Below are 26,010 nucleotides of genomic sequence, written 5' to 3'. Positions count from 1 at the left end.
CTTAGGAGACGTATGACACCGTAGGACATACAGCAAGCGTCTTCATGCGATGGACGCGCGAGGGACATGACGTGGCTCCAGATCATGCCGGCGACCTGTATGGCGAGCTGTTTCTTGCCCGCCAGGATCAGCCGCAAACCCGCCGATCGCGCCTCGACGAATGGAAGATGCTGTGGCCGGGCTTTGCAGTCTGTGCAATCGCGAGCATCGCTGCGGCCTGGCTGTCCGAGCATTATGGCGCTCCGATCATCCTGATGGGTTTGCTGATCGGGCTGGCGTTGAATTTCGTTACCAGCGAGCCTCGGGTGCATCCCGGCCTCGATTTCGTGTCGAAGTCGTGCCTGCGATGGGGCATCGTCGTCTTGGGCACGCAAGTCACCATTGCGCAAATCGGCGGTTTGGGACCGGTACCGTTCCTCGCGTTGCTCATGGTGATGGCGGCAGCGATGGGCACGGCGCTGCTGGTCGCGCGTTTGACCGGGGCGTCGACCGCGATGGGCATCCTCGCCGGAGGAGCGACCGCAATTTGCGGGGCCTCGGCCGCGCTGGCGCTGTTCGGCGTGCTTGGCGCCAAGCGGATCAGCCAGGCGCAGTTCGCGCTGACGCTGGTGGTGATCTCATTGGCGAGCGCACTGGCGATGTCGTTCTACCCGCCGCTAGCCGCAATGCTGCATCTCGACGATCGGCAGGCCGGTTTTCTGATCGGCGCCTCGATCCATGACGTCGCACAGGCGATCGGCGGAGGCTATGCCTACTCTGATACGGCGGGCAGCTATGCCACCATCGTCAAGCTGTCACGCGTGGCGCTGCTGGCGCCGATCGTCACCGTGGTGTCGTTCTGGGCGGCCGACAGCGACAAGGCGGGGCGGCACTGGATCCGCAAACTGGCGCTGCCCTGGTTCATCGCCCTGTTCCTGGCCGTCGTGGTGCTGAACTCGATCGTGGTCGTGCCCACGTCCGTCGCTCACGCCTGCCTAACGCTGTCGAAGTCGCTCCTGCTGCTGGCGGTGACGGCCACGGCGATGCGATCGCGGTTGGACCTGGTGATGCAGATGGGCTGGCGCGCGGCCATGCCGGTGGTCGCCGCCACGCTCGCATCGCTGATGGTCGCGACGGCGTTCAGCCTGATGATACTGTAAAGCCTGCGCCTACCAAAGCCTGACGAATACGGCGCCTTGCGCAACGCGTTGCCGAGCCGCGTGACAGATCCAACGCGACAAAAGTCCGTGACCGGTCCCGCAAGGCATGTGATTATCGGACACGGGAGAACATGCCATGGCCAAAACTATCGATGACGTAATTGCCGAATCCGAGATCCGCGACGTCCACTTACGCTATTGCCGCGCCAACGATCGTCGCGATGACGCCTTGCTGCGCAGCTGTTTCCATTCCGACGCCGTGATCGAACTGCACAAGGAGGTCGGCGTCGAGGAGTTCATCGCGTTCGGCGACCAGGTTCTCAGCCATTATCTTTGGACTTGGCACAACACCGGCAATCAGCTGGTCGAAGTCGACGGCGATGTCGCCTGGGCAGAGCATTATACGGTTTCGTCGCACCGGATGGCCGCCGATGAGGACGGGCCCGAGCGCGACTGGGTCTCGCATGGCCGCTACGTCGATCGCATGGAGAAGCGGGAGGGAACCTGGCGCATCGCACGCCGCAGGATGCTGGTTGATTTCGGCCGGATGGATCTGGTGGTGCCGGGCGTACCCTCGGGCGCGGTAGGCGGCGCGACGCGAAACCGGAACGACCCGTCCTACGCGATGCGCTTGCAACGCTGACGCGGCTTCCGCCGTCCGGGCGGCCTGAACGGATGGCGGGCTTAACCTTCTCTACACCCGGTTCTGCGATGCAGATCGGCATGTCCCCAGAAGTTCCTCGGCGCGTCGAACGCAGGTCGGTGGTGCTGCCCGCGCAGTGCCGCATCGGCAGTGGTTTGCGCGATAGCGGGGAGATCTCCGACATTTCGCCGCAAGGGTGCTGCATCAGGACCGATACCGTGCTGTTCAGGGTCGGCTCGCACGTCGTCATCCGGCCTGCCGGGCTCGAAGCCTTGGGCGCAAGGGTACGGTGGGTCGCTGGCGATTGCGCCGGCGTAGAGTTCGATCGCGCGATTTACCCGCCGGTCATCGACCATCTTGTGCGCATGCACGAGGCCGGTGATTTGATCCACGTGACCCGCGACTAGCTCATTCTGTCAGGTCACATGGCCTGTCGCGGCAAAAGGTGCTGGCGTTCGCCGTACGATCCGGTCACACTCTCCTGAATTGTCGGGCCCAACAGAGGCCTTCGGGAGAATTGCGTGGCCTTGAATCCTACCGTTTCTGGGGGCGACATGCCGAACCATCCGCTTGCGAAGCGGATGGGCCTTATCGCCGGCGTGTCGCACAATGTCGTTGTCGGAACGGTGATGGGATCGTTCAGCGTCATGCTGGCTTCGGTCGAGACGCGCCTGGGCGTCAAGCTGGAGCAGGCATCCGCCGCGATCCTGCTGATGATGGTGGGCAGTGCCGCGCTCGCGCCGATCGTCGGTGTGCTGGTGGCCCGCTATTCGCTGCGCCTGCTGCTGATGATCGGTGCGGTGCTGACGGTCCTGGGATATCTGATCCTCGGCCTGACCAACAGCTTTCCGCTCTACCTCGCCGCATATGGGCTGTGTTTCGGGCCGGCGTTGAGCCTGGCCGGATCGATCGGACCCGCGACGCTGGTCACACGGTGGTTCAACCATAATCGCGGTCTCGCGCTCGGCCTGGTGCACCTGCCGATCATGATCGCGATCATGCCGGTGGCGATCAATGCCTTCATCGGCGATTTCGGGGCGCAGGCGGCCTACCTGACGCTAGCCGGTGTCTCCGCGCTGCTGATGCTGCCGCTGACCGCGTTGGCGGTCGATCATCCTCCGGGCTATCAGCCACCGGCCGCAACTGTTGAAAAGCGGACGGCGGATGGCTCGCTAAGCGTCGGTCAGTTGCTTGGGCGGCCAAAGTTCTGGGCGCTGTCGCTGGCGAACTGTGCCAGCATCACAAGCTCGGTCATGATGGGCACGCTATTGGTGCCGATGGGCGAGACCTGGGATTTCACGCGCGGTCAGTCCGCCTTGCTCGCCTCGCTGATGTCCATGGTGGGCATTGCCGGATCGGTCCTGTTCGGCTGGGTGGCGGACAAGCTGGGCGGCGGACGGACGTTGGCGCTGGTCGCCTTCGATTGTGCCATCTTGTGGAGCCTGCTGCTGCTCAAGCCTCCTTTCGCCATGGTCGCCATCATCGTCGGCCTGATCGGCATGCACGGCGCCGGCGCCATCCCGGCGCTGGGCAAGGGGATCAGCGATACCTTCGGGCAACCAAGCTACAGCCGTGGTTTCGGGCTCAACACCGTGATCGCGCTGCCGTTCATGGCGCTGGCGATGATCGGTGCCAGTCGGATCGCGCGCGAGACCGGATCCTTCGCGATCCCGATTACCACGATGGCGGTCGTCTTCGCCGCTGCCGTCTTCCTTGGGCTATACGCCGCGAGTGGACGTAAAGCGGGGGTGGCGACGGTACAGCCGGCCGCAGCCTGATGCGGGGACGACGTACCGCCGCCTACCCGCGCTGCGCCGTCACGCGCGGCTGGCCCAGTACCGGATAGCCGTGCCCGTCGGGTATCTCCAGCCAATCCTCGCCATTGCGCTCGACCAGCCTGGGGCAAATGCGGCTGACCCGATGGCGGCCGATATCGGCGAGTGCATCATCGAAGCTCGCGAACTGGGCGAGCCGCTCCAGATTGCGGCGCGTGGGGAAGATGACGCTGATCTCGCCCTGATCCGCAAGTTCGAGCGCGCGGGTGGCGCTGGCCCAGAACAGCTTCGTGTTCTCGGTCGCATCGACGGTGACGTCGACCGCGCCGGTACCCAGATCGATCACGAAGAAGCGCGTATCGAACGCCCGCTCGAAAGGTGGGCACCAGTGTGCGTAAAATGTCAGTCGCTCAAGGTCGAGCGTCCAGCCATGGTGCTGCAGCACCGGTGCAAGGGTGCCCTCGCCAAGCAGCATGGTCCGCGCAGCAGCGGCGTCCGCGCTGGACACTCTCTCTTGCACGGCGATGACCAGTCCGGTTTCTTCCAGCGTTTCGCGAACCGCAGCGATGCGCGCGGCGGTGATTTCGGGATCGCCGTCCGGATATAGCTGCTGGGCGAGCAGCCGATCGGCCGGATCGACTTTGCCGCCCGGGAACACCGCCGCGCCCCCGGCGAAGCGCAATTCGCGCGATCGCTGCACCATCAGCAATTCGGGGAGCCCATCAGCGGCAAGACGGAATATGACGACGGTCGCGGCCGGAATGACCTTTGGACCATCCGCCGGCATCGCGCCGGTACCAGGAAATTCAAACATGCCGCATTGTCGCTTGCCCGGCGCGGGGAGGCAAGCTCTGCTTGAGCAGCCCTGTCAAGCTCGCCCCTGTCGGATGACTTTACAACCGGTGTCGGCAAACCCGATGCAATGGGCGGTGAACGGCGCAAACGGGCGATTGGCACGGGTCATGCTATGATGATCTCGTACCCCCCGAGCACGTCTCGAAGAGGCGGGGTCGAACAAGTCTCCCGGCCCCGCCTCACCCGGTACTTTCCCAAGCGAACCGCGGCCAACACGAAAAACGGCGCACGAGTGCGCCGTTTCTCAACATTTGTAGACGCCCGCCTGAGCGCGGATGGTCAGCTGGCGCGCGCTACGCCTGCCTCACCCATCAGCTGCTGCAACTCACCCGCTTCGTACATCTCCATCATGATGTCGCTGCCGCCGACGAACTCGCCCTTGACGTAGAGTTGGGGGATCGTCGGCCAGTCGGAGAAAGACTTGATACCCTGGCGGATCTCCATGTCTTGCAACACGTCGACGCTGTCGTAGGCGACCCCGAGATGATCGAGGATCGCGATTGCCCGGCTGGAAAAGCCGCACTGCGGGAACAGTGGCGTGCCCTTCATGAACAGCACGACGTCGTTGGATTTGACGATCTCGCCAAGGCGGGTGTTGACGTCGGACATGGTCTGCAATTCCTTGTGGCCGCCGCGCATCGGCGCGACCTGGCTGTTATGGTCAATCAGTTGGGAATACCGGTGGTGAGTTGCAAGGCGTGGAGCACGCCGCCCATGCGTCCACCCAGCGCCTCGTACACCAGCTTGTGCTGGGCGACACGGCTCTTGCCGGCGAACGTGGCGGAGACGACATGCGCGGCGTAGTGATCGCCATCGCCGGCAAGGTCGGTGATGGTAACTTGCGCATCGGGCAGGGCGCTTTGGATCAAGGCTTCGATTTCGGCGGCTGGCATGGCCATCGGATATGTCCTTCGGTCTTTGGGGGCGTTCGCTCAGGCTTCGCCCATGAGCATGCGTCGTGCCTCGACCTGCTTGGCTTCGAGAGCCACGCGAACTTCGGCTTCGTCGGTCTCGATCCCGGCGCTGGTCAGATCGCCCAGCAATTTGCGTATCACGTCCTCGTCGCCCGCTTCCTCGAAGTCGGCCTGAACGACCGACTTGGCGTAAGCTTCGCGCTCGGCGGGCGACAGGCCCATGCGATCGGCGGCCCATTCGCCGACCAGGCGATTGCGCCGGGCCTGGATGCGGAACAGCATGTCGGCGTCATGGGCGAACCTGGCTTCTTCACCGCGCTCGCGTTCGTCGAATATCGTCATCGGCTCGGCCCCTGCTCGGTTGATCGTGATCGTGCGATACGGGCAGGGGGCCGTGCGTTCAATGGCGCAGTTACCGCCATGGCGCTGTCAGTCCACCGTGGCCGGGGTCTTGGCCAGGAACGGCAAGTCGGCGCGCGCCCGGTGCTCATAGCTGCCGATCGTGTCGCCCTGCGCCATGGTAAGGCCGACTTCATCGAGTCCCTCAAGCAGGCAATGCTTACGAAAGGCGTCGATCTCGAAGGAGAAGCGATCCTGGAACGGCGTGGTGACGGTTTGGGTGTCGAGGTCGATGTCGATCGGATCGGTCTGCGCCACCTCCATCAGGCGGTCGATCGCCTCTTGCGGCAAAGCGACCGTCAAGATGCCGTTCTTGAACGCGTTGCCCGAAAAGATGTCCGAAAAGCTCGGCGCGATCACGCATGTCACACCCATGTCGAGCAGAGCCCAGGCGGCATGTTCACGGCTTGACCCACAGCCGAAGTTATCGCCTGCGATCAGCACCGGCGCATGCGCGAATTCCGGGTTTGCGAACACATTGCCCGGCTCCTTGCGGACAGCCTCGAACGCGCCACGACCCAGGCCCTCGCGCGTGACGGTCTTGAGCCAGTGCGCGGGGATGATGACGTCGGTGTCGACGTTCTTGCGCCCGAACGGGATCGCCCGTCCCGCGACGTGGTTGATCGGCTTCATCGTTCGATCGCCTCAGTCGGTTTCGGGCGGGAAGTGCGGCGCGGTGCTGGTCGGCGGCGGCAGGGCGCGCGCGGCGGCTTTCCTGTCGCTGCGCCGCTTCACATAGAGGACGGCGGCGGCGATCGCGGCCGAACCGATCGCGGCACCGGCGGCGATGGCAGCCTTGCCTGCGAGATTGTTGTCGTCTGCCATGTCGATTATCCTACCAGTTCGCGAACGTCAGTGAGCCGGCCGGTCACCGCGGCCGCGGCGGCCATCGCAGGGCTCATCAGGTGAGTGCGGCTGCCCGGACCCTGTCGGCCGGTGAAGTTGCGGTTGCTGGTCGAGGCGCAGCGTTCGCCGGCCGGCACCTTGTCCGGGTTCATCGCGAGACAGGCCGAGCAGCCCGGCTCGCGCCATTCGAGGCCAGCTTCGATGATGATCTTGTCGAGGCCTTCGGCCTCGGCCTGTTCCTTGACCAGACCCGAACCGGGCACGACGATCGCCCACTTCACGTGATCGGCCTTCTTGCGGCCCTTGAGCACAGCGGCGGCAGCACGGATGTCCTCGATGCGGCTGTTGGTGCAGCTGCCGATGAAGACGTTCTGCACCTCCACGTCGGTCAGCTTGGTGCCGGGTGTCAGGCCCATGTAGTCGAGGCTCACCTTGACCGCATCGCGCTTGGATGCGTCGGCGAAATCCTCGGGCGCGGGCACGAAGCCACCGATCGCCGAGGTATCCTCGGGGCTGGTGCCCCAGGTCACGGTCGGCTGAATGTCCTCGGCACGGATCACGCAGGACTTGTCGAACGTGGCGCCGGGATCGGTGGCCAGGCCTTTCCACCAGGCGACGGCCTTGTCCCAGTCGTCACCGGTCGGCGCATAGGGGCGCCCTTTGACATAGGCGAAGGTCTTTTCATCGGGGGCGATCAGGCCGGAGCGGGCGCCGCCCTCGATCGCCATGTTGCACACCGTCAGGCGGCCCTCGATCGACATTTCCTCGAACACGTTGCCGCGATATTCGATGACGTGGCCGGTTCCGCCGCCCATCCCGGTTACGCCGATGATGTGGAGTACGACGTCCTTGGGCGTCACGCCGGGGCCGAGCTGACCGTCGACCCGCACTTCCATCGTCTTGCTGCGCTTGAGCAACAAGGTCTGTGTCGCCAGAACATGCTCGACCTCGGTCGTGCCGATGCCGAACGCGAGCGCGCCGATCCCACCATGCGAAGCGGTGTGGCTGTCGCCGCACACGATGGTGGCGCCGGGCAGCGAGAAACCCTGTTCGGGTCCGACGACGTGGACGATGCCTTGTTCGCGGTCCGTCGCGTCGATGTAGCGGATGCCGAACTCGGGCGCATTGGTGCGCAGCGTCGCGAGCTGGTTGGCGCTTTCCTTGTCCGCGATCGGGATGGGATTGCCGGCGGCGTCCTTGCGCGCGGTCGTGGGCAGGTTGTGGTCTGGCACCGCAAGTGTCAGGTCTGGCCTGCGGACCGTGCGACCCGCCATGCGCAGCCCTTCGAAGGCCTGGGGGCTGGTCACTTCGTGGACGAGGTGGCGGTCGATATACACGAGGCTGGTGCCGTCATCGCGCGTGTCGACGACGTGGGCGTCCCAGATCTTCTGGTACAGGGTGCGTGGGCCGGTTGTCATAATGGCCGGCGATTAAGCGCCCCCGCCGCGCTTTTCAAGCGGGACGGGGGCGGCGTCGTGCGAAGGTTGCCGTTAGCCGCGACGGTTGTCGCGATCACGGCGCTCTGCGCGCAGGGCGACGTGGATGCGGTCGATGCGGTTTTGCAGGGTCTGCGTCTCGGAGCGAGTCAGTCCGTTGCGGGCGTACCGGGTGTAGAGGCGCTGCACTTGCACGGCATCGCGCTTCAGGCTGGTCGCCTCGCGGTTGGAGATGGTGCGGCGGGCGGCGGCCTGGTCGATGGCGCGGTTCAGGCCGGCGATGTCGGCGCGGATGTTCGAATTGCGCACGGGGGTCGGGCGGCCCGCGTCATGGCGACCATTGTGCTGCTGCGCATAAGGCTGCGCCAGCGCCGGAGCCGCGGCAGCGCCGATGCCCATGGCGGCGATCAGGGCGGGAACGACGATCTTGGTGAACTTGCGCATGATATCTTATCCTCGGTGGTACGGCGGCGTATCGTCCGTCGCATTCATATTTAGGCGCACAAAGATGAACGGCGGGAATATAACGCGTCGCATGATTGTGCACGTTTGTATGAAAGTGTCGCGACGCTCGCACGTTCCTCGGGGCGGCTGACAAGCGCGACGAACAGGCGTAGGAGCACGTCATGGCCATCCTCGGACCCTTGCTGATCGTGCTCGCCACCGTCACCGCGATGGAGCTCGTCGCGTGGTCGAGCCACAAGTATATCATGCACGGGTTCGGCTGGGGCTGGCACCGCGATCATCACGAGCCACATAACAAGGTGCTGGAGAAGAACGACCTTTACGCCGTCTTCGGCGCGGCGATGAGCATCGCCGCATTCTCGATCGGATCGCCGCTGATACTGGGCGCCGCCGCCTGGTGGCCCGCCACCTGGATCGGCATCGGCATTCTTGCCTATGGCGTGATCTACACAGTGATCCACGATGGCCTGGTGCATCAGCGTTACTTTCGTTGGGTGCCCAAACGCGGTTATGCCAAGCGCCTGGTTCAGGCCCACAAGCTGCATCATGCGACAATCGGCAAGGAGGGCGGCGTCAGCTTCGGCTTCGTGGTCGCGCGCGATCCTGCCAGCCTGAAACGGGATTTGCGCCGGCAGCGGCTGGCCGGCGTCGCGGTGCTGCGGGACGCGGTCGAAGACTGAGGGGTGCCCGGCCCCCTGTACCCCGGGCCCCCTGTACCCGGGCCTCTGTACTAAGGGCATTCGGACGCGCCTATCGCAGTAATTGATCGAACTCGTTTTTACCTTGGCGGTCGATCCGGCTAATCGGACGACAGTTCAACATTTCGCAAGAGGAGAGCGACCATGGACGCAGAGACAAGCGGTAGCCCGCTGAGCGGCTGTCCGATGAAGGAAGGCCAGGCGATGCGCAAGCTGCTGGGCCGGGCCAACAAGGACTGGTGGCCCAACCAGCTTTCCATCGACATCCTGCCTCAGAAGGGCGCGACCGGCAGTCCTTACGGCGACGACTTCGATTATGCCGCCGAGTTCAAGACGCTCGATCTCGAATCGGTGAAGGCCGACCTGCGCGCGCTGATGACCGACAGCCAGCCCTGGTGGCCGGCGGACTATGGCCATTACGGCCCGTTCTTCATCCGCATGGCTTGGCACAGCGCCGGCACCTACCGCACCGGCGACGGGCGCGGCGGTTCGTCCAGCGGTTCGCAGCGGTTCGCGCCGCTCAACTCATGGCCGGACAACGGCAACCTCGACAAGGCGCGGCGCCTGCTCTGGCCGATCAAGGCCAAGTACGGCCGCAAGCTGTCATGGGCCGACCTGATGATCCTGACCGGCAACGTCGCCATCGAATCGATGGGCGGCCCTGTGTTCGGCTTCGGCGGCGGCCGCGTCGACGTGTTCGAGCCGGAGAAGGACATCTACTGGGGTACCGAGGAGGAATGGCTCGGCCAGACCCGCATCGACGAGAAGGCAGGCCTCGCATTGGAGAACCCGCTGGCAGCGATCCAGCTCGGCCTGATCTACGTGAACCCGGAAGGTCCCGGCGGCGAGCCCGATCCGGTCGGCTCGGCGCGCGACATTCGCGAGACGTTCCACCGCATGGGCATGAACGACGAGGAAGTCGTGGCGCTCACCGCCGGCGGCCACACCTTCGGCAAGTGCCACGGTGCGGGTGACGTCAACCTTGTCGGCGCGGACCCGGAAGGTTCGGACATCGCGATGCAGGGCCTCGGCTGGCAGTCGGGCCACGAGAGCGGCATGGGCGACCACACGATCACCAGTGGCATCGAGGGCGCCTGGACCGCCGACCCGATCACCTGGGACAACGGCTACTTCGACAACCTGCTCAACCACGAATACGAGCTGGAGAAGAGCCCCGCCGGCGCCTGGCAGTGGCATCCGGTCGGCAACCCGCAAGAGACGCTCGCGCCAAAAGCTCATACCGCCGGCGTCAAGGTGCCGACGATCATGACCACGGCGGACATGGCGATGAAGGTCGATCCGGATTATCGCAAGATTTCCGAGCGTTTCCACGCCAACCCCGACCAGTTCGCAGACGCCTTCGCTCGCGCCTGGTTCAAGCTGTGCCACCGCGACATGGGGCCCAAGGCGCGTTATCTCGGATCCGACGTTCCGGTCGAGGACCTGATCTGGCAGGATCCGATCCCCAAGGCGGACTATGCCAGGATCAATGCGGCGGATGTCGCGCATCTGGAAGCGCGCATCCTGCACTCGGGCCTTACCGTCTCGGAACTGGTATCGGTGGCCTGGGCTTCGGCCTCGACCTATCGCTGTTCGGACCACCGTGGCGGTGCCAACGGCGGCCGGATCCGGCTGGAGCCGCAGAAGAACTGGCATGTCAACGAGCCCGCCAAGCTGGCCAGGGTTCTGGCGGTCTATGAGAACATCAAGTCGCAGTTCGACACGCCTGCGAAGAAGGTGTCGATCGCCGACCTGATCGTGTTGGGCGGCGCTGTCGGCGTGGAGAAGGCGGCAAAGGATGCCGGCTACAACGTGCCTGTCACCTTCACACCGGGCCGCACAGACGCCACGCAGGAGTGGACCGACATCGAGAACTTCGAGCCGATGGAGCCCGAGGCGGATGGTTTCCGCAACTATCTGCCGACGCGCAAGAGCGTGCCGACGGAAGAGCTGCTGATCGACCGGGCTGCTTTGCTTGGCCTCAGCGGGCCGGAAATGACCGTGCTCGTCGGCGGCCTGCGCGTGCTTGGTGCCAACCATGGGGATATCGAGGAAGGCGTTCTGACGACCCGCAAGGGCCAGCTGACCAATGACTTCTTCGTCAACCTGCTCGACATGGGCACCGCGTGGAAGGTGATCGACGAAAGCAGCGATCAGGTGTTCATGGGCACCATCCGCGAAACCGACGAGCACAAGTGGACCGCGACGCGGACCGACCTGGCGTTCGGATCGAACTCGCAGCTGCGCGCGATTTCGGAGGTCTATGCGGCAACCGACGCGGGCGAACAGTTCGTGCGCGATTTCGTCGCGGCGTGGACCAAGGTGATGAACGCCGATCGCTTCGATCTGCGGTAAGTTCGATCTGCGGTAAGTCAGAGACTTGCGTCAAACTTCGTCATCCCCGCTTAGGTGGGGATGACGTAAGTTGCTTTGATTACTCCGCCCTGGTCCAGATCCATGGACCAAGGATCACCAGCACCGCCAGCGGCAACAACACCAGCGGATAGCCAAGCACGAAGTACGTGAAGGGCACGCTGGCGCTCATTGCCAGGATCGCCGAAATCTTGCCCTTGCGGCTGATTGCCCGCCGGTCGCGCCAGGCGATCAGGTGCGGGCCATACCGTTTGTCGGCGTAAAGCTTTTCGGCCAGATGCGGATGGCTCTTGGAAAAGCACCAGGCCGCAAGAAGATAGAACACGACTGTGGGCAACAGCGGCAGGAAGATGCCGACCGTTCCGACCCCGACGAAGAACCAGCCGCCGGCCGCCCACAACAGCCGGGCTCTGCCGGTCACCAGTTCGGCAGGCTCATCCGCCTCGTCACCCGGCATAGCGCGCGGCAGTCTCGCGGATCATCGCGATCATGTTGGGCACGCCCTGTGTGCGGTTCGATGACAATTGATTGCGCAAGTCGAACGGTTCCAGGCTTGCCGCGATATCTGTCTGCGCGACCTCGGCGGCCGGGCGATCCTGCACCGCGGAAAGCACGAGAGAGACGATGCCCTTGGTGATCGCGGCATTGCTATCGGCCAGGAAGTGCAGTGTGCCGTCATCAGCCTTGGTGGGATAGACCCACACGCTGGCCGAGCAACCGCGCACCTTGGTGGCGTCGGTCTTGAGCGCATCGGGCATGGGATCGAGTTCGCGGCCAAGCTCGATCAACAAGCGGTATCGCTCATCGCCTTCCAGGAACTCATACTCTTCGCGGATATCATCAAGGGTGCGCATCGCATCGCATGTAAGGGGCGCAGCCAGCGGAGCAAGAGCCACGTCGATCATCCAGCACCTTCGGACCGGGCAGGCGTTGCGGGAAGACGCTGCAACTGACAGAGCGTATGGCATGAGCGAACAACACCCATTCTACGACATGCACCGCCACGGCTTCGTCCGCGTGGCCACGTCCACCCCGAAGGTCCGCACCGCCGACGTCGCCTACAATCGCGACGCGATCCTCGCCGAAGCGCGCCGTGCGCACGCGGCTGGCGTCGACCTGCTTGTCTATCCAGAGTTGTGCCTGTCCTCCTACGCGATCGACGACCTGCATTTGCAGCAGGCGATGATCGAGGCGGTGGAGGAGGCCATCGCCGATATCGTCGCAGCCAGCGCCGGCTTGTCGCCAGTGCTGCTGGTCGGCGCCGCGCTGGCGGATCGCGGCCGACTCTACAACTGCGCGCTGGCGATCGCCGACGGCAAGCTGCTGGGCGTGGTACCCAAGTCGTACCTGCCCAATTATCGCGAATTCTACGAGAAGCGCTGGTTCGTCAGCGGCATCGGCGTGACCGGACGCACGATCCGTCTAGGCGGTGAGGACGTACCTTTCGGCACCGATCTCGTGTTCACCTCGAACACCTTGCGCAATTTCCGGTTCTTCGTGGAGATCTGCGAGGATTTCTGGGCGCCGACGCCGCCATCGTCACTGGGCGCGCTCGCCGGGGCGACGATCCTGTGCAACCTGTCGGCTTCCAACATCGTCATCGGCAAGGCGGACGAGCGGCACATGCTGTGCGCCTCGCAATCGGCGCGCACGGCCTCGGCCTACGTCTACTCCGCCGGCGGGCATGGCGAGAGCACGACCGACCTGGCGTGGGACGGACAGGGGGTGATCTACGAATTGGGCGGGCTCGTCGCGCAATCGGAGCGGTTCTCGCTCGAGCCCGAACTGTGCATCGCCGACATCGACTGCGCTCGCATCGTCAACGATCGCCTGCGCCTGCCGACTTATGCCGACGCCGGCAAGGCGGCGGGCAGCCCGGAGAATACCTTCCGCACCATCGCCTTCGACCACCAGCCTGCCAAGGGCGACATCGGTCTGACGCGCGATCTGCGCCGCTTCCCCTTCGTGCCCGACCGCGCCGACAAGCTCGATGCCGATTGCTACGAGGCGTTCAACATCCAAGTCGACGGGCTGATGCGCCGCGTCGAGGCGACCAAGGCCAAGAGCCTGATCATCGGCGTCTCGGGCGGGCTCGATTCCACCCACGCGCTGATCGTCATGGCAAAGACCTGCGACCGGCTTGGCATGCCGCGCTCGGCGATCCGTGGCTATACGATGCCCGGCTTTGGCACCAGCGAGGGCACCAAGAGCAACGCCTGGAAGCTTATGAACGCGCTCGGCATCACCGCCGAGGAAATCGACATCCGCCCGACCGCGACGACGATGCTGAAAGACATCGGCCATCCCTTCGGACGCGGCGAGCCGGTCTACGACGTGACGTTCGAGAACGTTCAGGCGGGCCTGCGCACCGACTATCTGTTTCGTCTGTCGAGCCAGCATTCTGGCTTCGTGGTCGGGACCGGCGACTTGTCCGAACTGGCGCTGGGCTGGTGCACCTATGGCGTCGGCGACCAAATGAGCCACTATGCGGTAAACGCCGGCGTGCCCAAGACGCTGATCCAGTACCTGATCCGCTGGACCGCCGAGACCCAGGTCGATGCGACCACCGCCGAGGTGCTGCTCTCAATCCTCAATACCGAAATTTCGCCCGAACTGGTCCCCGCTGGCGAGGACGGCGAGATGCAGAGTACGGAAAGCAAGATCGGTCCCTATGCGCTAAACGACTTTTTCCTGCACCACATCATGCGGTTCGGGCAGAAGCCGTCGAAAGTGGCGTTCCTGACCTGGCATGCGTTCCATGATGCGAGCCGTGGGACGTGGCCCGCCGGTATCCCGGAGGATGCGAAGGTCGCCTATGACCTGCCGGTGATCGCCCGGTGGCTCGAGGCATTTCTGTGGCGGTTCTTCAGCTTCAGCCAGTACAAGCGCTCGGCGATCCCCAACGGGCCGAAGGTGTCTTCGGGTGGTGCGCTGAGCCCCCGCGGGGACTGGCGCGCGCCCTCGGATGCGAGCGCGGCAGTGTGGATCGAGGAGCTCAAGCGCGCGCTACCCTGAGGGTGGGATGCAAGCGCCGCGGGGTCTTTCAATCGCGCAGCGCCTCGATCTCGCGTGCCAGCTTGTCGCCGCCGCGTTCCTCGATCGCGATGCGTTCGAGCACCGCGATCCGCTTGCGCAGCCGCTCGATTTCGAGCTCCAGTTCCGGCTCGCGAGAACTTGTGCCGAAAGCGGCGTTATCGCTGCGATATTTCTGCGCGCCAAGCCAGACGAACGCGACGATGGCGACGATGGCGACGATCACAGCTCCAAGACTCATGACTTCACTTCCTTGCTTGCGCGCCCGGGGCGCCGCGATTCAGTTGACGGACTTGTCCGCTGCCCGCTGCGCTTCGACACCGCGGGTATCGCGCAGGGCTTCGATCTGAAGCGCGGTGTCGTAGCCGCCGTCGGTGATGATCCGCTCCAGCACGCGCACCCGCTCCTCGAGTTCGCGCGAGTGAGAGGCGTACTGCGCGGCTTTCTCCGCCGTCTCGGTGACCTGCAACTGCGCGATCTTCCCCTGGTGTTTAATCCAAACGATGAAGCAGACCATAATGAACGGAGCGAGTGGAACTAGAACCGCTGCAGCTTCCATGACGAAATATCCTCTGGTTAGCGCCTAGCGCAGGCTGTCGATCTCGGCGGCGAGGCGCGCGTTGCTGGTGGTGTATCGCGCTTCGATGTCAGCGACGCGCCGGTCTATCTCGGACAGTTCGGAGCGATAGCGGCTTTTGTTGCGAGCCCGATCCAGGCGGCGCAGCATGCGGTCCTCCTCGGCCTCGCTGTAGAGGGAGGCTGGACGCTTTTGCGCGGCGATCGCGGCGCCGATGTAAAGCGGGATGGTGATGAACGACACCGTCAGCGTCAGCAGGACCGCGGCGATGCGGATCCATAACGCGTCGACGCCGGTGTAATCGGCCAGCCCCGCACAAACCCCCGCCAGTTTGCCGTTCGCCTTGTCACGATAGAATTTTCCGCGTGCCACTGTCCTGTTCCCTTCACGGATAGCGAGTCGATGCCCGGTCATGTTGTCGTTCGATCAGTTCGAGGTCTGCGCAGGATCGGCAGGCCTGGCGCCGCCCATCTTACGCTTCATCTCGGTTAGTTCGGCCTCGATGCTGTCGCCATCTTCCAGCGCGGCGATCTCGTCCGCCAGGCTGGGCTGGCGGCTGTCGCCCATGCTCAGGGAGTCGGCGCGGCCCTCGGCATAGTCGACGCGGCGCTCGAGCTGGTCGAACCTCACCATAGCCTCATCCACACGCTCGCTGGACAGCAGCGTGCGCAGCTTGACCCGGTTTTCGGCGCTTTGCAGCCGCGCCGCGATCGAGGTCTGGCGCGAGCGGGCCTCGCGCAGGCGGTTCTGAAGCTTGTCGATGTCCTGCTCGTAGGCGCGCAGGGCATCGTCCAGCACTTCGATCTCGGCGTTGAGCTGGTCACTCATGTCGGCGGCCTTCTTGCGCTCGACCAGGGCGGAACGCGCAAGGTCCTCGCGGCCCTTGCTCAGCGCCAGTTGCGCCTTGTCGGACCAGTCGGCCTGCAACTTGTCGAGCTTGGCGACGTGGCGGCGCATCTCCTTTTGGTCGGCGATGGTCCGTGCGCTGGAGGTGCGCACTTCGACCAGGGTTTCTTCCATCTCGAGGATGATCAGGCGGATCATCTTGGCCGGGTCTTCGGCCTTTTCAAGCAGGTCGTTGAAGTTGGCGGCGATGATATCGCGCGTCCGGGAGAAGATACCCATGGCGGGGATGCCCTTTCTGGTCATGTGCCGGTCGGCGTTGGAAAGACGATAAACCGGGGAGGGGGCTTGCGTCGAGCGGGGTTCGTCCAGCCCGTCGAGCGTCAGCAGCGAAGGCGTTTCCGGAACCCGCGCGTGTCGGAGCCCGGCGATCTCGGCGTCGAGGCGCGTCATGCCAGCGCGACACCGGCGATCGTGCCGCAGTGGCAAGGCGCGGCGGCGTAGGCCTTCGAAGGGCCGATCTGATCCGCGATCACCAGCAGGTTGAGCGCACCCATCGCCAGTACGCTGGCGATGATCGCGGCGTCGAGGCGGGTGCGGGTGTTCGCGTTGCCGGTGTTTGCTTCGTCACGGAAAAGCATGGGTCTCGTCCTTGCCAGTGCCTGGAGTTGTCGTCGTGAACCACTCAGCAAACAACGTGCCAACTGCATTCCGGCGCGCAAAAGTGCGGTTTGACACTTTGCTTCATCTTTCTCGCTAAGGCTGCACTTGCGATAAATTGGTAATTTTCGCTAAGTGTTGGCGATGGAGCGCGACTTCCAATTCATCGGTCAATCAATCCCGTTCCTCGACGCTGTCGAACGCGCATCTCGTGCGGCACCGATGGCGCGGCCGGTGCTCGTCATCGGTGAGCGCGGCACGGGCAAGGAATTGATCGCGCAACGGCTGCATCGCCTAAGCCCTCGCTGGGGCGAGCCACTTGTCACCCTCAACTGCGCGGCATTGCCCGAGACGCTGATCGAGGCTGAGTTGTTCGGGCATGAGGCGGGGGCCTTTACCGGCGCCACCCGGGCGCGTGCCGGGCGTTTCGAAGAGGCCGACAAGGGCACGCTTTTTCTCGACGAACTGGGCACCCTGTCGATGGGCGCGCAAGAGCGGCTGTTGCGCGCGGTCGAATACGGCGAAGTTACGCGCATTGGCGCCTCGCGCCCCATCCAGGTGGATGTGCGAATTGTCGGCGCCACCAATGCCGATCTACCCCGCCTCGCCGCCCAGGGCGGGTTTCGCCCTGATCTGCTCGACCGGCTGAGCTTCGAGGTAATTACCCTGCCGCCGTTGCGCGCGCGCGAGGGTGATGTGCCCGAACTTGCCGCCTACTACGGCCGACGTATGGCGACCGAAATCGGCTGGGACCGCTGGCCAGGGTTCACGTCTGCGGCGATGGATGCGCTTGAAGCCTATAGCTGGCCGGGAAACGTGCGCGAGTTACGCAACGTGGTCGAGCGCGCGGTCTATCGATGGGACGATCACACGCATCCCGTGGGCCGGATAGTATTCGATCCATTCGAAAGCGCCTGGGCGCCTTCGGATGTCGGCGCAGCGGGTTCGGACATCGCGGGCGCGAAGATGGCTTTACCCGTGCCGAAAGCCGCATCCACAGCGTCGATTGCCGGCGAGCCGCCAGTCGACGATCTGCGTGCGGCGGTCGAGCTTCATGAGCGCGCATTGGTGGCAGCCGCACTTGAGCGGCATCGCTGGAACCAGCGCCGGACCGCCGCCGCGCTTGGACTCAGTTACGATCAACTCCGGCATTGTCTCAGGAAGCATGGCCTCGGACCGCATGCTTGAGGCGAACGCCGTGAATCTCCCAAAAAGCCTGTTGGCAAATGCTTCAGCCGGCCCTTGCGTTTTTACTTGCTTGAGACTATCTGCCGCTCATCCCGACATTGGTAACGCGAAATCGGGCTGGCGCCGCAGGGGGCCGGCACTCAGGACGCGTTTGCCCCATCGGCATTTGGAGCTTTCGTTTGGTAGATATCGCGCGCATCACCGAGGTCGTCGAGCCTGAGGTCAAGGCCCTCGGCTTCGATCTTGTGCGTGTGCGCATCTTCGGCAAGAGCGAGGTCGGCGACGACGAGATCGCCTTGCAGATCATGGCCGAGAACCCGGCGACAGGTCAGCTTATCCTTGACGATTGTGCGGCGCTGTCGCGTCGCATTTCCGATCGTTTCGACGTGCTGGAAGCCGCGGGCGAGATGCTGATAGAAGAGGCCTATCGCCTCGAAGTCAGTTCGCCCGGCATCGATCGCCCGCTGACCCGCGCCAAGGACTACGCCAACTGGTCGGGCCACGAAGCGAAGATCACGCTGACTGAACCGATCGAGGGCAACCGCAAGGGTCTGCACGGCGATCTTGTCGGCCTCGAAGGCGATACGGTGTCGTTCGATGATCGCAAGTCGGGCCGGGTCACGTTCCCGCTCGACCATGTCGTTTCCGCTCGGCTGATCCTTACGGACAAGCTGATCGCCGCTACCCGCCCGCTCGAAGCAGAGGGCGCCGACGAAATTCTTGAGGAACAGGAAGACTAAGCCATGGCCAGTGCGATTACCGCCAACCGCGCCGAGCTGATCGCGATCGCGAACTCCGTCGCCACCGAGAAGATGATCGACAAGTCGATCGTCATCGAAGCGATGGAAGAAGCGATCCAGAAGTCGGCCCGCAACCGCTACGGCGCGGAGAACGACATCCGCGCCAAGCTCGATCCGCGCACCGGCGACTTGCGCCTGTGGCGCGTCGTCGAAGTGGTCGAGGCGGTCGAGGACTACTTCAAGCAAGTCGACGTCGCGCAGGCGCAGAAGCTGCAAAAAGACGCCAAGGTCGGTGACTTCATCGTCGATCCGCTTCCTGCCGTCGATCTTGGGCGCATCGATGCGCAGTCGGCCAAGCAGGTGATCTTCCAGAAGGTTCGCGATGCCGAGCGTGATCGCCAGTACGAGGAATTCAAGGACCGCGCCGGAGAGATCATCACCGGCGTGATCAAGTCGGTCGAGTTCGGCCACGTGATCGTCAACCTCGGTCGTGCCGAGGGCGTGATCCGCCGCGACCAGCAGATCCCGCGCGAAGCCGCCCGCGTCGGTGAGCGCGTTCGTGCGATCGTCCTCAAGGTCGAGCGTCAGAACCGCGGCCCGCAGATCTTCCTTAGCCGCGCGCACCCCGAGTTCATGAAGAAGCTGTTCGCGCAGGAAGTGCCCGAGATCTACGACGGCATCATCGAGATCAAGGCTGCTGCTCGTGACCCGGGTTCGCGGGCCAAGATCGGCGTGATCAGCCACGACCACTCGATCGATCCCGTCGGCGCCTGTGTCGGCATGAAGGGCAGCCGCGTCCAGGCGGTCGTGCAGGAGCTGCAGGGCGAAAAGATCGACATCATCCCCTGGAGCGAAGACACCGCGACGTTCGTGGTCAACGGCCTCCAGCCCGCGACCGTCAGCCGCGTCGTCATCGACGAGGAGGAGAACCGCATCGAAGTGGTGGTACCCGACGACCAGCTCTCGCTGGCCATCGGTCGTCGCGGCCAGAACGTGCGTCTCGCCTCGCAGCTGACCGGCTCGCAGATCGACATCATGACCGAGCAGGAAAGCTCGGAGAAGCGCCAGAAGGAATTCCTCGAGCGCTCCAAGATGTTCGAGGAAGAGCTCGACGTGGACGAGACGCTGTCACAGTTGCTGGTCGCCGAAGGCTTCAGCGAGATGGAGGAAGTCGCTTACATCGAGATTTCCGAGCTCGCCAACATCGAAGGCTTCGACGAGGAACTGGCCGAGGAACTGCAGAGCCGCGCCGCCGAAGCGCTGGAGCGCCGTGAGGAAGCTTATCGCGAACAGCGCCGGGCGATGGGTGTCGACGATGCCCTGGCCGACCTGCCCCACCTCAACGAGGCGATGCTGGTCACGCTGGGCAAGGCGAAGATCTGCACGTTGGACGATCTGGCCGATCTCGCCACCGACGAGCTCATCGCCAAAAAGCGCGTCGAGCAGCGTCGTCGTGACGGCACCGTCAATCGTCGCGCTCGCGACGAGGACAAGGGCGGCGTCCTGGGCGAATATGGCCTGAACGAAGAGCAGGGCAACGAGATCATCATGGCCGCGCGCGCTCACTGGTTCGAAGACGAACCGAAGGCTGCAGAGCCTGCAATCGAGGAGGCCGCCAATGCGGATTCCTCACAATGATCGCGTAAGTTCCGACAGATCCGATACCCGCGCCGGCACGTCCGGTGACGAGCCGGAGAGGACATGTATCCTTTCCGGGGAAGTCGCCGCGCGTGATGCACTGACCCGCCTGGCGGTATCGCCACCGGGGTTGGACGGCGCTTGCATCGTGCTACCCGATATCCACGCGCGTGCCCCCGGGCGCGGCGCGTGGATCGGTGTTTCTCGCGCGGACCTTGAAAAAGCGCAGTCGAAGGGCAAACTAAAGGGTGCGTTGATGCGCGCCTTCGGCAAGTCGCTCGACGGCGCAACTCTCGTTATTCCCGACGATCTGGCTGACAGGATCGACAGCGCGCTGGTGCGTGCGTTCACCGACCGGCTTGGCCTCGAAACGAAGGCGGGCCGCTTGCTGCTCGGCTCCGACCGGATCGCCGAAAATGCGCGCGGCGGCCAGGTGCAGTGGCTGGCGCATGCCGCCGATGCTGCCGAGGACGGGTCGCGTAAGCTCGACCAAGCCTGGCGGGTGGGCAGCGAGAGTGAAGGAAGTGGCTTGCGTGGGACAGTGTTGCCACTGGACCGAGCGGCGCTGTCTGTGGCATTGGGCCGCGACAACGTCGTTCACCTGGCGCTGACGGACGGCAAAGCGGCACAACGAGTCGCCGCGCCGTTGCAGCGCCTGCTGCATTTTCGCGGGCAGGCCGCAGCCGTGGCCGAGACTGATGCAAATGAAGGTCAGGGGCCGGCGCAAGCCGACGCCGCGGCCGCAACGACGATTTGATTCGAAGGGCGATTAGAGACTTATGAGCGAGACCGACAACAAGCCTACCCTCGGACGCAAGCCGCTTGGTATCAAGCGCTCGGTCGAGGCCGGCGAGGTCAAGCAGACCTTCAGCCACGGCCGGACCAACAAGGTCGTGGTCGAAGTGAAGCGCCGCAAGGTGCTGGGCCGTCCGGGCGAAGCTGTCGAGACCAAGCCCGAAACCGTGGCCGTTGCCCCCGAGCCGGCACCGGTCCAGGCTGCTCCGCCACCGCCCGCGCCTGCGCCGGTGAAGCGCGCGCCGCCATCGAACGAGACGCCGCAGGAGCGCGTTGCCCGTCTCCAGCGCGAGGCCGAGGAAGATCGCCTTCGCCAGGCCGAGGAATCGCGGCGCCGCGAGGAAGAGCAGCGTGCCCGCACGCTCGAGGAAGAAAAGCGCCGCGCCGAAGGGAAGCGTCGCGCTGAAGAGGAGGCGACCGCAGCGCCAGCGCCGGTAGCCGAAGCGCCGGTCGAAGTTGCTCCGGCCACACCTGCGCCGGAAGCCGAGGAAAAGGTCGCTACCGAACCGGCTGCAGCGCCGGAAGCCACGGCTGCCGCACAGCCGGCCGAAGCACCCGCGCCGGCTCCACAGCCGGTGGCCGCGCCCGAACCCGAAATCACGCCCGCACCACGGCGCTTCACGCCCGTGGCGCGCCCCGAGCCGCGCCGTCCCGAACCGGCAGCCCCTGCCGCCAATGCTGCGGGTTCGAGCCCGACCGTTACCGGCGCTTCGCCAGCCAAGAAGGTCGACGCCAAAAAGGGCGCCCCGGCTCCTGCACCTGCACGCCCCGGCGATCGTGCCAAGGGTGGCGCGGGTGCTGGTGCCGATCGGCGCCAGTCCGGCAAGCTTACCGTCACCCGCGCGCTCAACGATGACGAGGGTGCTCGCGCCCGCAGCCTCGCCGCGCTCAAGCGTGCGCGTGAGAAAGAGCGTCGTTCGCACTTCGGCGGCAAGTCGCAGCCGCGCGACAAGCAGATCCGCGATGTCATCGTGCCCGAAGCGATCACCGTCCAGGAACTCGCCAACCGCATGGCCGAAAAGGGTGCCGATCTCGTCAAGTCGCTCTTTAAGATGGGCATGATGGTCACGGTCAATCAGACGATCGACCAGGATACCGCGGAACTGCTGGTCACCGAATTCGGCCACAACCTTGAGCGTGTGTCCGAGAGCGACGTCGACCTCGACAGCTCCTACGATGTCGACACCGATGAGTCGCAAGTCCCGCGGCCGCCGGTCGTCACCATCATGGGTCACGTCGATCACGGCAAGACCAGCTTGCTCGACGCCTTGCGCGGCACCGACGTGGTGCGCGGCGAGGCGGGTGGCATCACCCAGCACATGGGCGCTTACCAGATCAAGACCAAGGGCGGCGATCTCGTCACCTTCCTCGACACGCCGGGCCACGCCGCGTTCACGCAGATGCGCATGCGCGGTGCCAACGTGACCGACATCGTCGTGCTGGTGGTTGCGGCCGATGACGGCATCATGCCGCAGACGATCGAGGCGATCCGCCACACCAAGGCGGCCGGCGTGCCGATGATCGTGGCGATCAACAAGATCGACAAGCCCGAAGCGAATGCGCAGAAGGTGCGTGAGCGCCTGCTTGAGCACGAGGTCGTGGTCGAAGACATGTCGGGTGACGTGCAGGACGTCGAAGTCTCGGCCAAGACCGGCAAGGGTCTGGACGAACTGATCGAGAAGATCCTGCTGCAGGCGGAATTGCTCGAGCTGCGCGCCAACCCGGACCGTCATGCCGACGCGACGGTGATCGAGGCCAAGCTCGACAAGGGCAAGGGTCCGCTCGCCACCGTGCTGGTCCGTCGCGGTACCCTCAAGGTCGGCGACATCTTCGTCGTTGGGTCCGAGAGCGGCCGTGTGCGCGCCATGCTCGACGACAAGGGTCGCCCCATCAAGGAAGCCCCGCCCTCGCTGCCGGTCGAGGTCCTGGGCCTTGGCGGCGTGCCGATGGCCGGTGACTTGCTGTCGGTCGTCGAGAGCGAGCAGCGTGCCCGCGAAGTCGCGTTGTACCGTCAGGAGCAGGCGACCGCCCAGCGCACCGCCACGGCGCCCGCCAGCCTCGACACGATGTTCTCTGCCCTCGCGGACAAGAAGAACGTCATCGAGTACCCGGTGGTCATCAAGGCCGACGTGCAAGGCTCGGTCGAGGCGATCAACCAGGCGCTGCATGCCTTGTCGAACGACGAGATCAAGGTGCGCGTGCTCAGCTCCGGCGTGGGCGCGATCACCGAGAGCGACGTGACGCTGGCTGCTTCCAGCGGCGCGCCGATCATCGGCTTCAACGTGCGTCCCAACGCGAAGGCGCGCGAGCAGGTGGCGCGGACCAAGACGCCGATGATGTACTACGACATCATCTACGAGCTGACCGCAGAAGTCGCCAAGCAGATGGCCGGCATCTGGGGCCCCGAGCGGATCGAGACCGTCGTCGGTCGTGCCGAGGTCAAGCAGGTGTTCCCCGCGGGCAAGAAGGACAAGGCAGCCGGCTTGCTGGTCGTCGAAGGCTTCATCCGCAAGGGCATCCACGCGCGGCTTACCCGCAACGACGTCATCATCTCGGCCACGCTCATCCAGTCGCTGCGCCGGTTCAAGGACGATGTCGACGAAGTGCGCGCCGGTACCGAGTGCGGTGTCGTGTTGGCGGAGACGAACGACGTGCGTGCCGGCGACCAGCTCGAAGTGTTCGAGGTCAGCCATCGCGATCGTACGGTCGGCTGACTGGGCGGGGGTAGCCGGCAATGACGTGCGGCTCCCCCGTTCCGATCCTGCGCAGCTTCGACGAGGCGCGAGCCCGGGCCTTCTATCGTGACTTCCTGGGCTTCGAAGTAACATTCGAGCATCGCTTCGAGCCGGACCTGCCGCTGTACTTGGGCTTGAGGCGCGGCGACTGCGAGCTTCATCTGTCCGAGCATTATGGCGATGCCACGCCGGGTTCCGCCGTTCGCATCCCGGTCGATGATGTCTGCGGTTTTGCGGCTGAGCTGCGTGCCAAGCGCTTCGGCAACGCCCGTCCCGGTAAGCCGAAGCGGACGCCCTGGGGAACCGACGAGATGACGATCACCGATCCCGCAGGTAACCGCCTGACTTTTTATTCGAAGGCGTGCTCCGGATGACCCGCTATGTTGCGCTGTTCGGCCAGCTGACCGCGGGTGGCACTCGCCTGACGCTGGCGGATTTACGCTATGCGCTGGAGCGTGAGGAGTTCGACGACGTCGAAACCGTCGTCTCCGGCAGCAACGTGCTGTTCTCCTACGACGATAGGCCCACTGAGGGCCTGGAAGACCTTCTGAGGCACATGATGGTCGAGCGGTTCGACATGGAGAGCTTCGTCGCCGTTCGCAACACGGGCGAGATCCGCGCTGGCATCGAGGGCAATCCGTTCAGGAATGACGATGCGGACGGCTCGGTTCATACCCAGTTTCTTGCCGGGCGGCCCGAGCCCGCGCAGTTCGCCAGGCTTGTCGCCGATTTTTCCGGTCGCGGTCCCGAGCGTTTGGCGATAGCCGAGCGAGCTTTGTTCATCGATTATCAGGGTGATCCCGTCGCCAGCCGTTTGACCGGCCCGTTCATCGCGCGTCGGCTGGGGTGTGAAGGCGCCTCGCGCGATGTGCGCACGCTCGCGCGCATTCTTGATAAGATGATCTAACGCAGCGCTTTTGAATGAGGGACATTGCGTCCCCCCGCCGGGGCAGGGCGGGGGGAAGAGCTTGCCGGACGGCGGCGAAAAAGCCGGTTCGCCCTGGGCCTCGCAAGGCCCCGCAATGTCATCGGTCAGGATCGCAGAAGGCAAAGGGACACCGTGCCTCCACCGACCCCGACGGATCTGCCTAGCGGTAGACTCCCGCGATAATCGATGAGATCACCTTGTCGCGTGAAGACACCAGCAGTGCATCGTTGCCTGAACGCACCCATTGGTATCCACGTGGCGGTGCCTTGAGCCGCTTGTTCGTACGATAGTCGATTGCCTGATAGTTAGAAGCTTGGCGGCGGTCGAACTTCTCGCCGCGCTTGAACTGGTGATGAGGCGCAGCATGACCGACCTGGCGACCACGATCGTCCGCCCGGTTATCCTTCGCTATCGCCGGGATCGAAATCGTCGGCACGAGGGAAACGATCGCGAGGCTGGCGAGCACTATGCGTCTCATCGGGTAACTCCTTGGATTGCAATTTCGCTGGATAAACGGTGTGCGTCCAGCTTTGTGGCGTAATCAATTGTTGCAATATGTCGCCACGCCGCCAAATGGACGCAATCATGGCTCGCCAGCAGATCACTCCCGAACAACACTCTGTCCGCTTGCTCAAGGTGGGTGAGCGCGTTCGTCACATCCTGTCCGAGATCCTCACGCGCCAGCAGGTGCATGATGCCACGCTCAGTGCACACTCGGTAAGCGTGACGGAAGTGAGGATGTCGCCAGACCTGCGCCTCGCCACCGCTTTCGTGAAGCCGTTGCTCGGCTCTGACGAGGCTGCGGTGTTGAAGGCGTTGCAGCAGAACACCGCTTTCTTCCAGAAGGAAGTCGCGCGCAACCTGGGCCTTAAGTCGGCTGCGAAGCTGCGGTTTCGGGTCGATTCGACGTTCGAGGAGGCCGACCGGATCGATCGCTTGCTCTCCGATCCACGCGTAGCGCGCGACCTTGGAGATCAGCCCAGCTAGGCCGATTGCCTGACATGGGCGACCCGATACCATCCTGAGCAAATGCGAGGGGAGAGTGGCGGCATGCGCGATATCGCATTCTTGCATGGAGGCGGGCAAGGCCGCTGGGTCTGGTACGAGACAATCGCGGCGATCGCTCAGCAGTCGGGTGGCGCAGCACGCTGTCTGGCCCTGGACGGTCCCGGCTGTGGTGCAAAGCGCGATCGATCCACCGCATCGATGCCGGGCAGCAGGTGATGAACACGCGCCCCCAGGCGCTTGCCGAAGTCCTGCTGATCGAGGCGGCGCGATAAGGCTTTATTGCGGCCGCCTTGCAGCGCCTGCGTGCTCCGCCTAGATCGCG

The 26,010-nt window shown here is 64.4% G+C and carries 31 protein-coding genes; 15 read left to right on the top strand and 16 right to left on the bottom strand.

Annotated elements, in window-relative coordinates:
• The first annotated feature begins 71 nt into the window (after positions 1–71).
• The 4 genes from ACXJ1Z_RS01500 (at position 72) to ACXJ1Z_RS01485 (ending at position 3,560) form a co-directional block, all read left to right on the top strand.
• On the top strand, positions 72–1,139 hold the full coding sequence (locus ACXJ1Z_RS01500) for a YeiH family protein (RefSeq protein WP_463779010.1): 1,068 nt from the start codon (positions 72–74) through the stop codon (positions 1,137–1,139).
• A gap of 136 nt (positions 1,140–1,275) precedes the next feature.
• On the top strand, positions 1,276–1,782 hold the full coding sequence (locus ACXJ1Z_RS01495) for a nuclear transport factor 2 family protein (protein ID WP_463779009.1): 507 nt from the start codon (positions 1,276–1,278) through the stop codon (positions 1,780–1,782).
• Between the two features lie 80 nt (positions 1,783–1,862).
• A complete protein-coding gene (locus tag ACXJ1Z_RS01490; RefSeq protein ID WP_463779007.1) occupies positions 1,863–2,189 on the top strand; it encodes a PilZ domain-containing protein in 327 nt (108 codons plus the stop codon).
• Positions 2,190–2,303: 114 nt separating this feature from the next.
• A complete protein-coding gene (locus ACXJ1Z_RS01485; RefSeq protein ID WP_463779005.1) occupies positions 2,304–3,560 on the top strand; it encodes an MFS transporter in 1,257 nt (418 codons plus the stop codon).
• Positions 3,561–3,582: 22 nt separating this feature from the next.
• Here the strand turns inward: ACXJ1Z_RS01485 and ACXJ1Z_RS01480 are convergent, their stop codons facing one another.
• The 8 genes from ACXJ1Z_RS01480 to ACXJ1Z_RS01445 form a co-directional block, all read right to left on the bottom strand.
• Positions 3,583–4,371 carry an NUDIX hydrolase gene (locus ACXJ1Z_RS01480; protein ID WP_463779004.1) on the bottom strand — a complete coding sequence of 263 codons (789 nt, stop codon included), beginning with the start codon at positions 4,369–4,371 and terminating at the stop codon, positions 3,583–3,585.
• 320 nt (positions 4,372–4,691) lie between these two features.
• The gene (grxD, locus tag ACXJ1Z_RS01475) at positions 4,692–5,021 is read right to left on the bottom strand and encodes a Grx4 family monothiol glutaredoxin (RefSeq protein ID WP_463779002.1); all 330 of its coding nucleotides are present in this window, start codon (positions 5,019–5,021) and stop codon (positions 4,692–4,694) included.
• Positions 5,022–5,077: 56 nt separating this feature from the next.
• Positions 5,078–5,311 (bottom strand): BolA/IbaG family iron-sulfur metabolism protein, encoded by a 234-nt coding sequence (locus ACXJ1Z_RS01470; protein WP_463779001.1) that lies wholly within the window; start codon positions 5,309–5,311, stop codon positions 5,078–5,080.
• A 33-nt stretch (positions 5,312–5,344) separates the two neighbouring features.
• The gene (locus tag ACXJ1Z_RS01465; RefSeq protein WP_463778999.1) at positions 5,345–5,668 is read right to left on the bottom strand and encodes a DUF1476 domain-containing protein; all 324 of its coding nucleotides are present in this window, start codon (positions 5,666–5,668) and stop codon (positions 5,345–5,347) included.
• 87 nt (positions 5,669–5,755) lie between these two features.
• Positions 5,756–6,358 carry a 3-isopropylmalate dehydratase small subunit gene (leuD, locus tag ACXJ1Z_RS01460; protein ID WP_463778998.1) on the bottom strand — a complete coding sequence of 201 codons (603 nt, stop codon included), beginning with the start codon at positions 6,356–6,358 and terminating at the stop codon, positions 5,756–5,758.
• Between the two features lie 12 nt (positions 6,359–6,370).
• Positions 6,371–6,550, bottom strand: a complete 180-nt coding sequence (locus ACXJ1Z_RS01455) for a hypothetical protein (RefSeq protein ID WP_463778996.1) — start codon at positions 6,548–6,550, stop codon at positions 6,371–6,373.
• 5 nt (positions 6,551–6,555) lie between these two features.
• Positions 6,556–7,989, bottom strand: a complete 1,434-nt coding sequence (gene leuC, locus ACXJ1Z_RS01450) for a 3-isopropylmalate dehydratase large subunit (protein WP_463778995.1) — start codon at positions 7,987–7,989, stop codon at positions 6,556–6,558.
• Between the two features lie 72 nt (positions 7,990–8,061).
• Positions 8,062–8,451, bottom strand: a complete 390-nt coding sequence (locus ACXJ1Z_RS01445) for a hypothetical protein (RefSeq protein ID WP_463778993.1) — start codon at positions 8,449–8,451, stop codon at positions 8,062–8,064.
• A gap of 182 nt (positions 8,452–8,633) precedes the next feature.
• Here ACXJ1Z_RS01445 and ACXJ1Z_RS01440 point away from each other — a divergent pair, with 182 nt between their 5' ends.
• Complete coding sequence (locus ACXJ1Z_RS01440) at positions 8,634–9,152, top strand: sterol desaturase family protein (protein WP_463778992.1); 519 nt, start codon at positions 8,634–8,636, stop codon at positions 9,150–9,152.
• 162 nt (positions 9,153–9,314) lie between these two features.
• Positions 9,315–11,525, top strand: a complete 2,211-nt coding sequence (katG, locus tag ACXJ1Z_RS01435; RefSeq protein ID WP_463778990.1) for a catalase/peroxidase HPI — start codon at positions 9,315–9,317, stop codon at positions 11,523–11,525.
• Between the two features lie 79 nt (positions 11,526–11,604).
• Here the strand turns inward: katG and ACXJ1Z_RS01430 are convergent, their stop codons facing one another.
• Entirely contained in the window at positions 11,605–12,000 is a 396-nt protein-coding gene (locus ACXJ1Z_RS01430; RefSeq protein ID WP_463778989.1) for a YbaN family protein, read from the bottom strand.
• The gene (locus ACXJ1Z_RS01425; protein ID WP_463781138.1) at positions 11,990–12,397 is read right to left on the bottom strand and encodes a SufE family protein; all 408 of its coding nucleotides are present in this window, start codon (positions 12,395–12,397) and stop codon (positions 11,990–11,992) included. Before ACXJ1Z_RS01425 ends, ACXJ1Z_RS01430 begins: the two co-directional genes overlap by 11 nt.
• Positions 12,398–12,509: 112 nt before the next feature.
• Here ACXJ1Z_RS01425 and ACXJ1Z_RS01420 point away from each other — a divergent pair, with 112 nt between their 5' ends.
• Positions 12,510–14,558, top strand: coding sequence for an NAD(+) synthase (locus tag ACXJ1Z_RS01420; protein ID WP_463778987.1), 2,049 nt, complete (start codon positions 12,510–12,512; stop codon positions 14,556–14,558).
• A gap of 28 nt (positions 14,559–14,586) precedes the next feature.
• Here ACXJ1Z_RS01420 and ACXJ1Z_RS01415 read toward each other — a convergent pair whose 3' ends face one another.
• The 5 genes from ACXJ1Z_RS01415 to ACXJ1Z_RS01395 all read right to left on the bottom strand — a co-directional run bounded on the left by ACXJ1Z_RS01415 (position 14,587) and on the right by ACXJ1Z_RS01395 (position 16,637).
• Complete coding sequence (locus ACXJ1Z_RS01415) at positions 14,587–14,817, bottom strand: hypothetical protein (protein WP_463778986.1); 231 nt, start codon at positions 14,815–14,817, stop codon at positions 14,587–14,589.
• A 39-nt stretch (positions 14,818–14,856) separates the two neighbouring features.
• Entirely contained in the window at positions 14,857–15,135 is a 279-nt protein-coding gene (locus tag ACXJ1Z_RS01410; RefSeq protein ID WP_463778984.1) for a hypothetical protein, read from the bottom strand.
• A 24-nt stretch (positions 15,136–15,159) separates the two neighbouring features.
• Positions 15,160–15,525, bottom strand: a complete 366-nt coding sequence (locus ACXJ1Z_RS01405; protein WP_463778982.1) for a PspC domain-containing protein — start codon at positions 15,523–15,525, stop codon at positions 15,160–15,162.
• Between the two features lie 54 nt (positions 15,526–15,579).
• The gene (pspA, locus tag ACXJ1Z_RS01400; protein WP_463781137.1) at positions 15,580–16,302 is read right to left on the bottom strand and encodes a phage shock protein PspA; all 723 of its coding nucleotides are present in this window, start codon (positions 16,300–16,302) and stop codon (positions 15,580–15,582) included.
• A 143-nt stretch (positions 16,303–16,445) separates the two neighbouring features.
• Positions 16,446–16,637: a hypothetical protein gene (locus ACXJ1Z_RS01395; protein WP_463778981.1), complete on the bottom strand. Its 192-nt coding sequence runs from the start codon at positions 16,635–16,637 to the stop codon at positions 16,446–16,448.
• 163 nt (positions 16,638–16,800) lie between these two features.
• Here ACXJ1Z_RS01395 and pspF point away from each other — a divergent pair, with 163 nt between their 5' ends.
• The 7 genes from pspF to ACXJ1Z_RS01360 all read left to right on the top strand — a co-directional run bounded on the left by pspF (position 16,801) and on the right by ACXJ1Z_RS01360 (position 24,659).
• Positions 16,801–17,844, top strand: a complete 1,044-nt coding sequence (gene pspF / locus ACXJ1Z_RS01390) for a phage shock protein operon transcriptional activator (protein WP_463778980.1) — start codon at positions 16,801–16,803, stop codon at positions 17,842–17,844.
• 179 nt (positions 17,845–18,023) lie between these two features.
• The gene (gene rimP / locus ACXJ1Z_RS01385) at positions 18,024–18,584 is read left to right on the top strand and encodes a ribosome maturation protein RimP (protein WP_463778979.1); all 561 of its coding nucleotides are present in this window, start codon (positions 18,024–18,026) and stop codon (positions 18,582–18,584) included.
• Positions 18,585–18,587: 3 nt separating this feature from the next.
• Entirely contained in the window at positions 18,588–20,222 is a 1,635-nt protein-coding gene (gene nusA / locus ACXJ1Z_RS01380; protein ID WP_463778978.1) for a transcription termination factor NusA, read from the top strand.
• A complete protein-coding gene (locus tag ACXJ1Z_RS01375; protein WP_463778976.1) occupies positions 20,203–20,979 on the top strand; it encodes a DUF448 domain-containing protein in 777 nt (258 codons plus the stop codon). The genes nusA and ACXJ1Z_RS01375 overlap by 20 nt, the downstream gene beginning before the upstream one ends.
• A 22-nt stretch (positions 20,980–21,001) precedes the next feature.
• Positions 21,002–23,731 carry a translation initiation factor IF-2 gene (gene infB, locus ACXJ1Z_RS01370; protein WP_463778975.1) on the top strand — a complete coding sequence of 910 codons (2,730 nt, stop codon included), beginning with the start codon at positions 21,002–21,004 and terminating at the stop codon, positions 23,729–23,731.
• 20 nt (positions 23,732–23,751) lie between these two features.
• Positions 23,752–24,126, top strand: coding sequence for a glyoxalase superfamily protein (locus ACXJ1Z_RS01365; protein WP_463778974.1), 375 nt, complete (start codon positions 23,752–23,754; stop codon positions 24,124–24,126).
• Entirely contained in the window at positions 24,123–24,659 is a 537-nt protein-coding gene (locus tag ACXJ1Z_RS01360; RefSeq protein ID WP_463778972.1) for a DUF1697 domain-containing protein, read from the top strand. Before ACXJ1Z_RS01365 ends, ACXJ1Z_RS01360 begins: the two co-directional genes overlap by 4 nt.
• A gap of 181 nt (positions 24,660–24,840) precedes the next feature.
• On the opposite strand, the gene ACXJ1Z_RS01355 is transcribed toward ACXJ1Z_RS01360, so the two are convergent.
• Positions 24,841–25,146 (bottom strand): RcnB family protein, encoded by a 306-nt coding sequence (locus ACXJ1Z_RS01355; RefSeq protein ID WP_463778971.1) that lies wholly within the window; start codon positions 25,144–25,146, stop codon positions 24,841–24,843.
• 119 nt (positions 25,147–25,265) lie between these two features.
• Here ACXJ1Z_RS01355 and rbfA point away from each other — a divergent pair, with 119 nt between their 5' ends.
• Positions 25,266–25,667, top strand: a complete 402-nt coding sequence (rbfA, locus tag ACXJ1Z_RS01350) for a 30S ribosome-binding factor RbfA (protein ID WP_463778970.1) — start codon at positions 25,266–25,268, stop codon at positions 25,665–25,667.
• Positions 25,668–26,010: the final 343 nt, after the last annotated feature.

The organism is Novosphingobium sp. TK46, from assembly GCF_055361525.1.
Note: the sequence above shows the minus strand (reverse complement) of the source record. Positions and strands in the feature narration are given on the sequence as shown.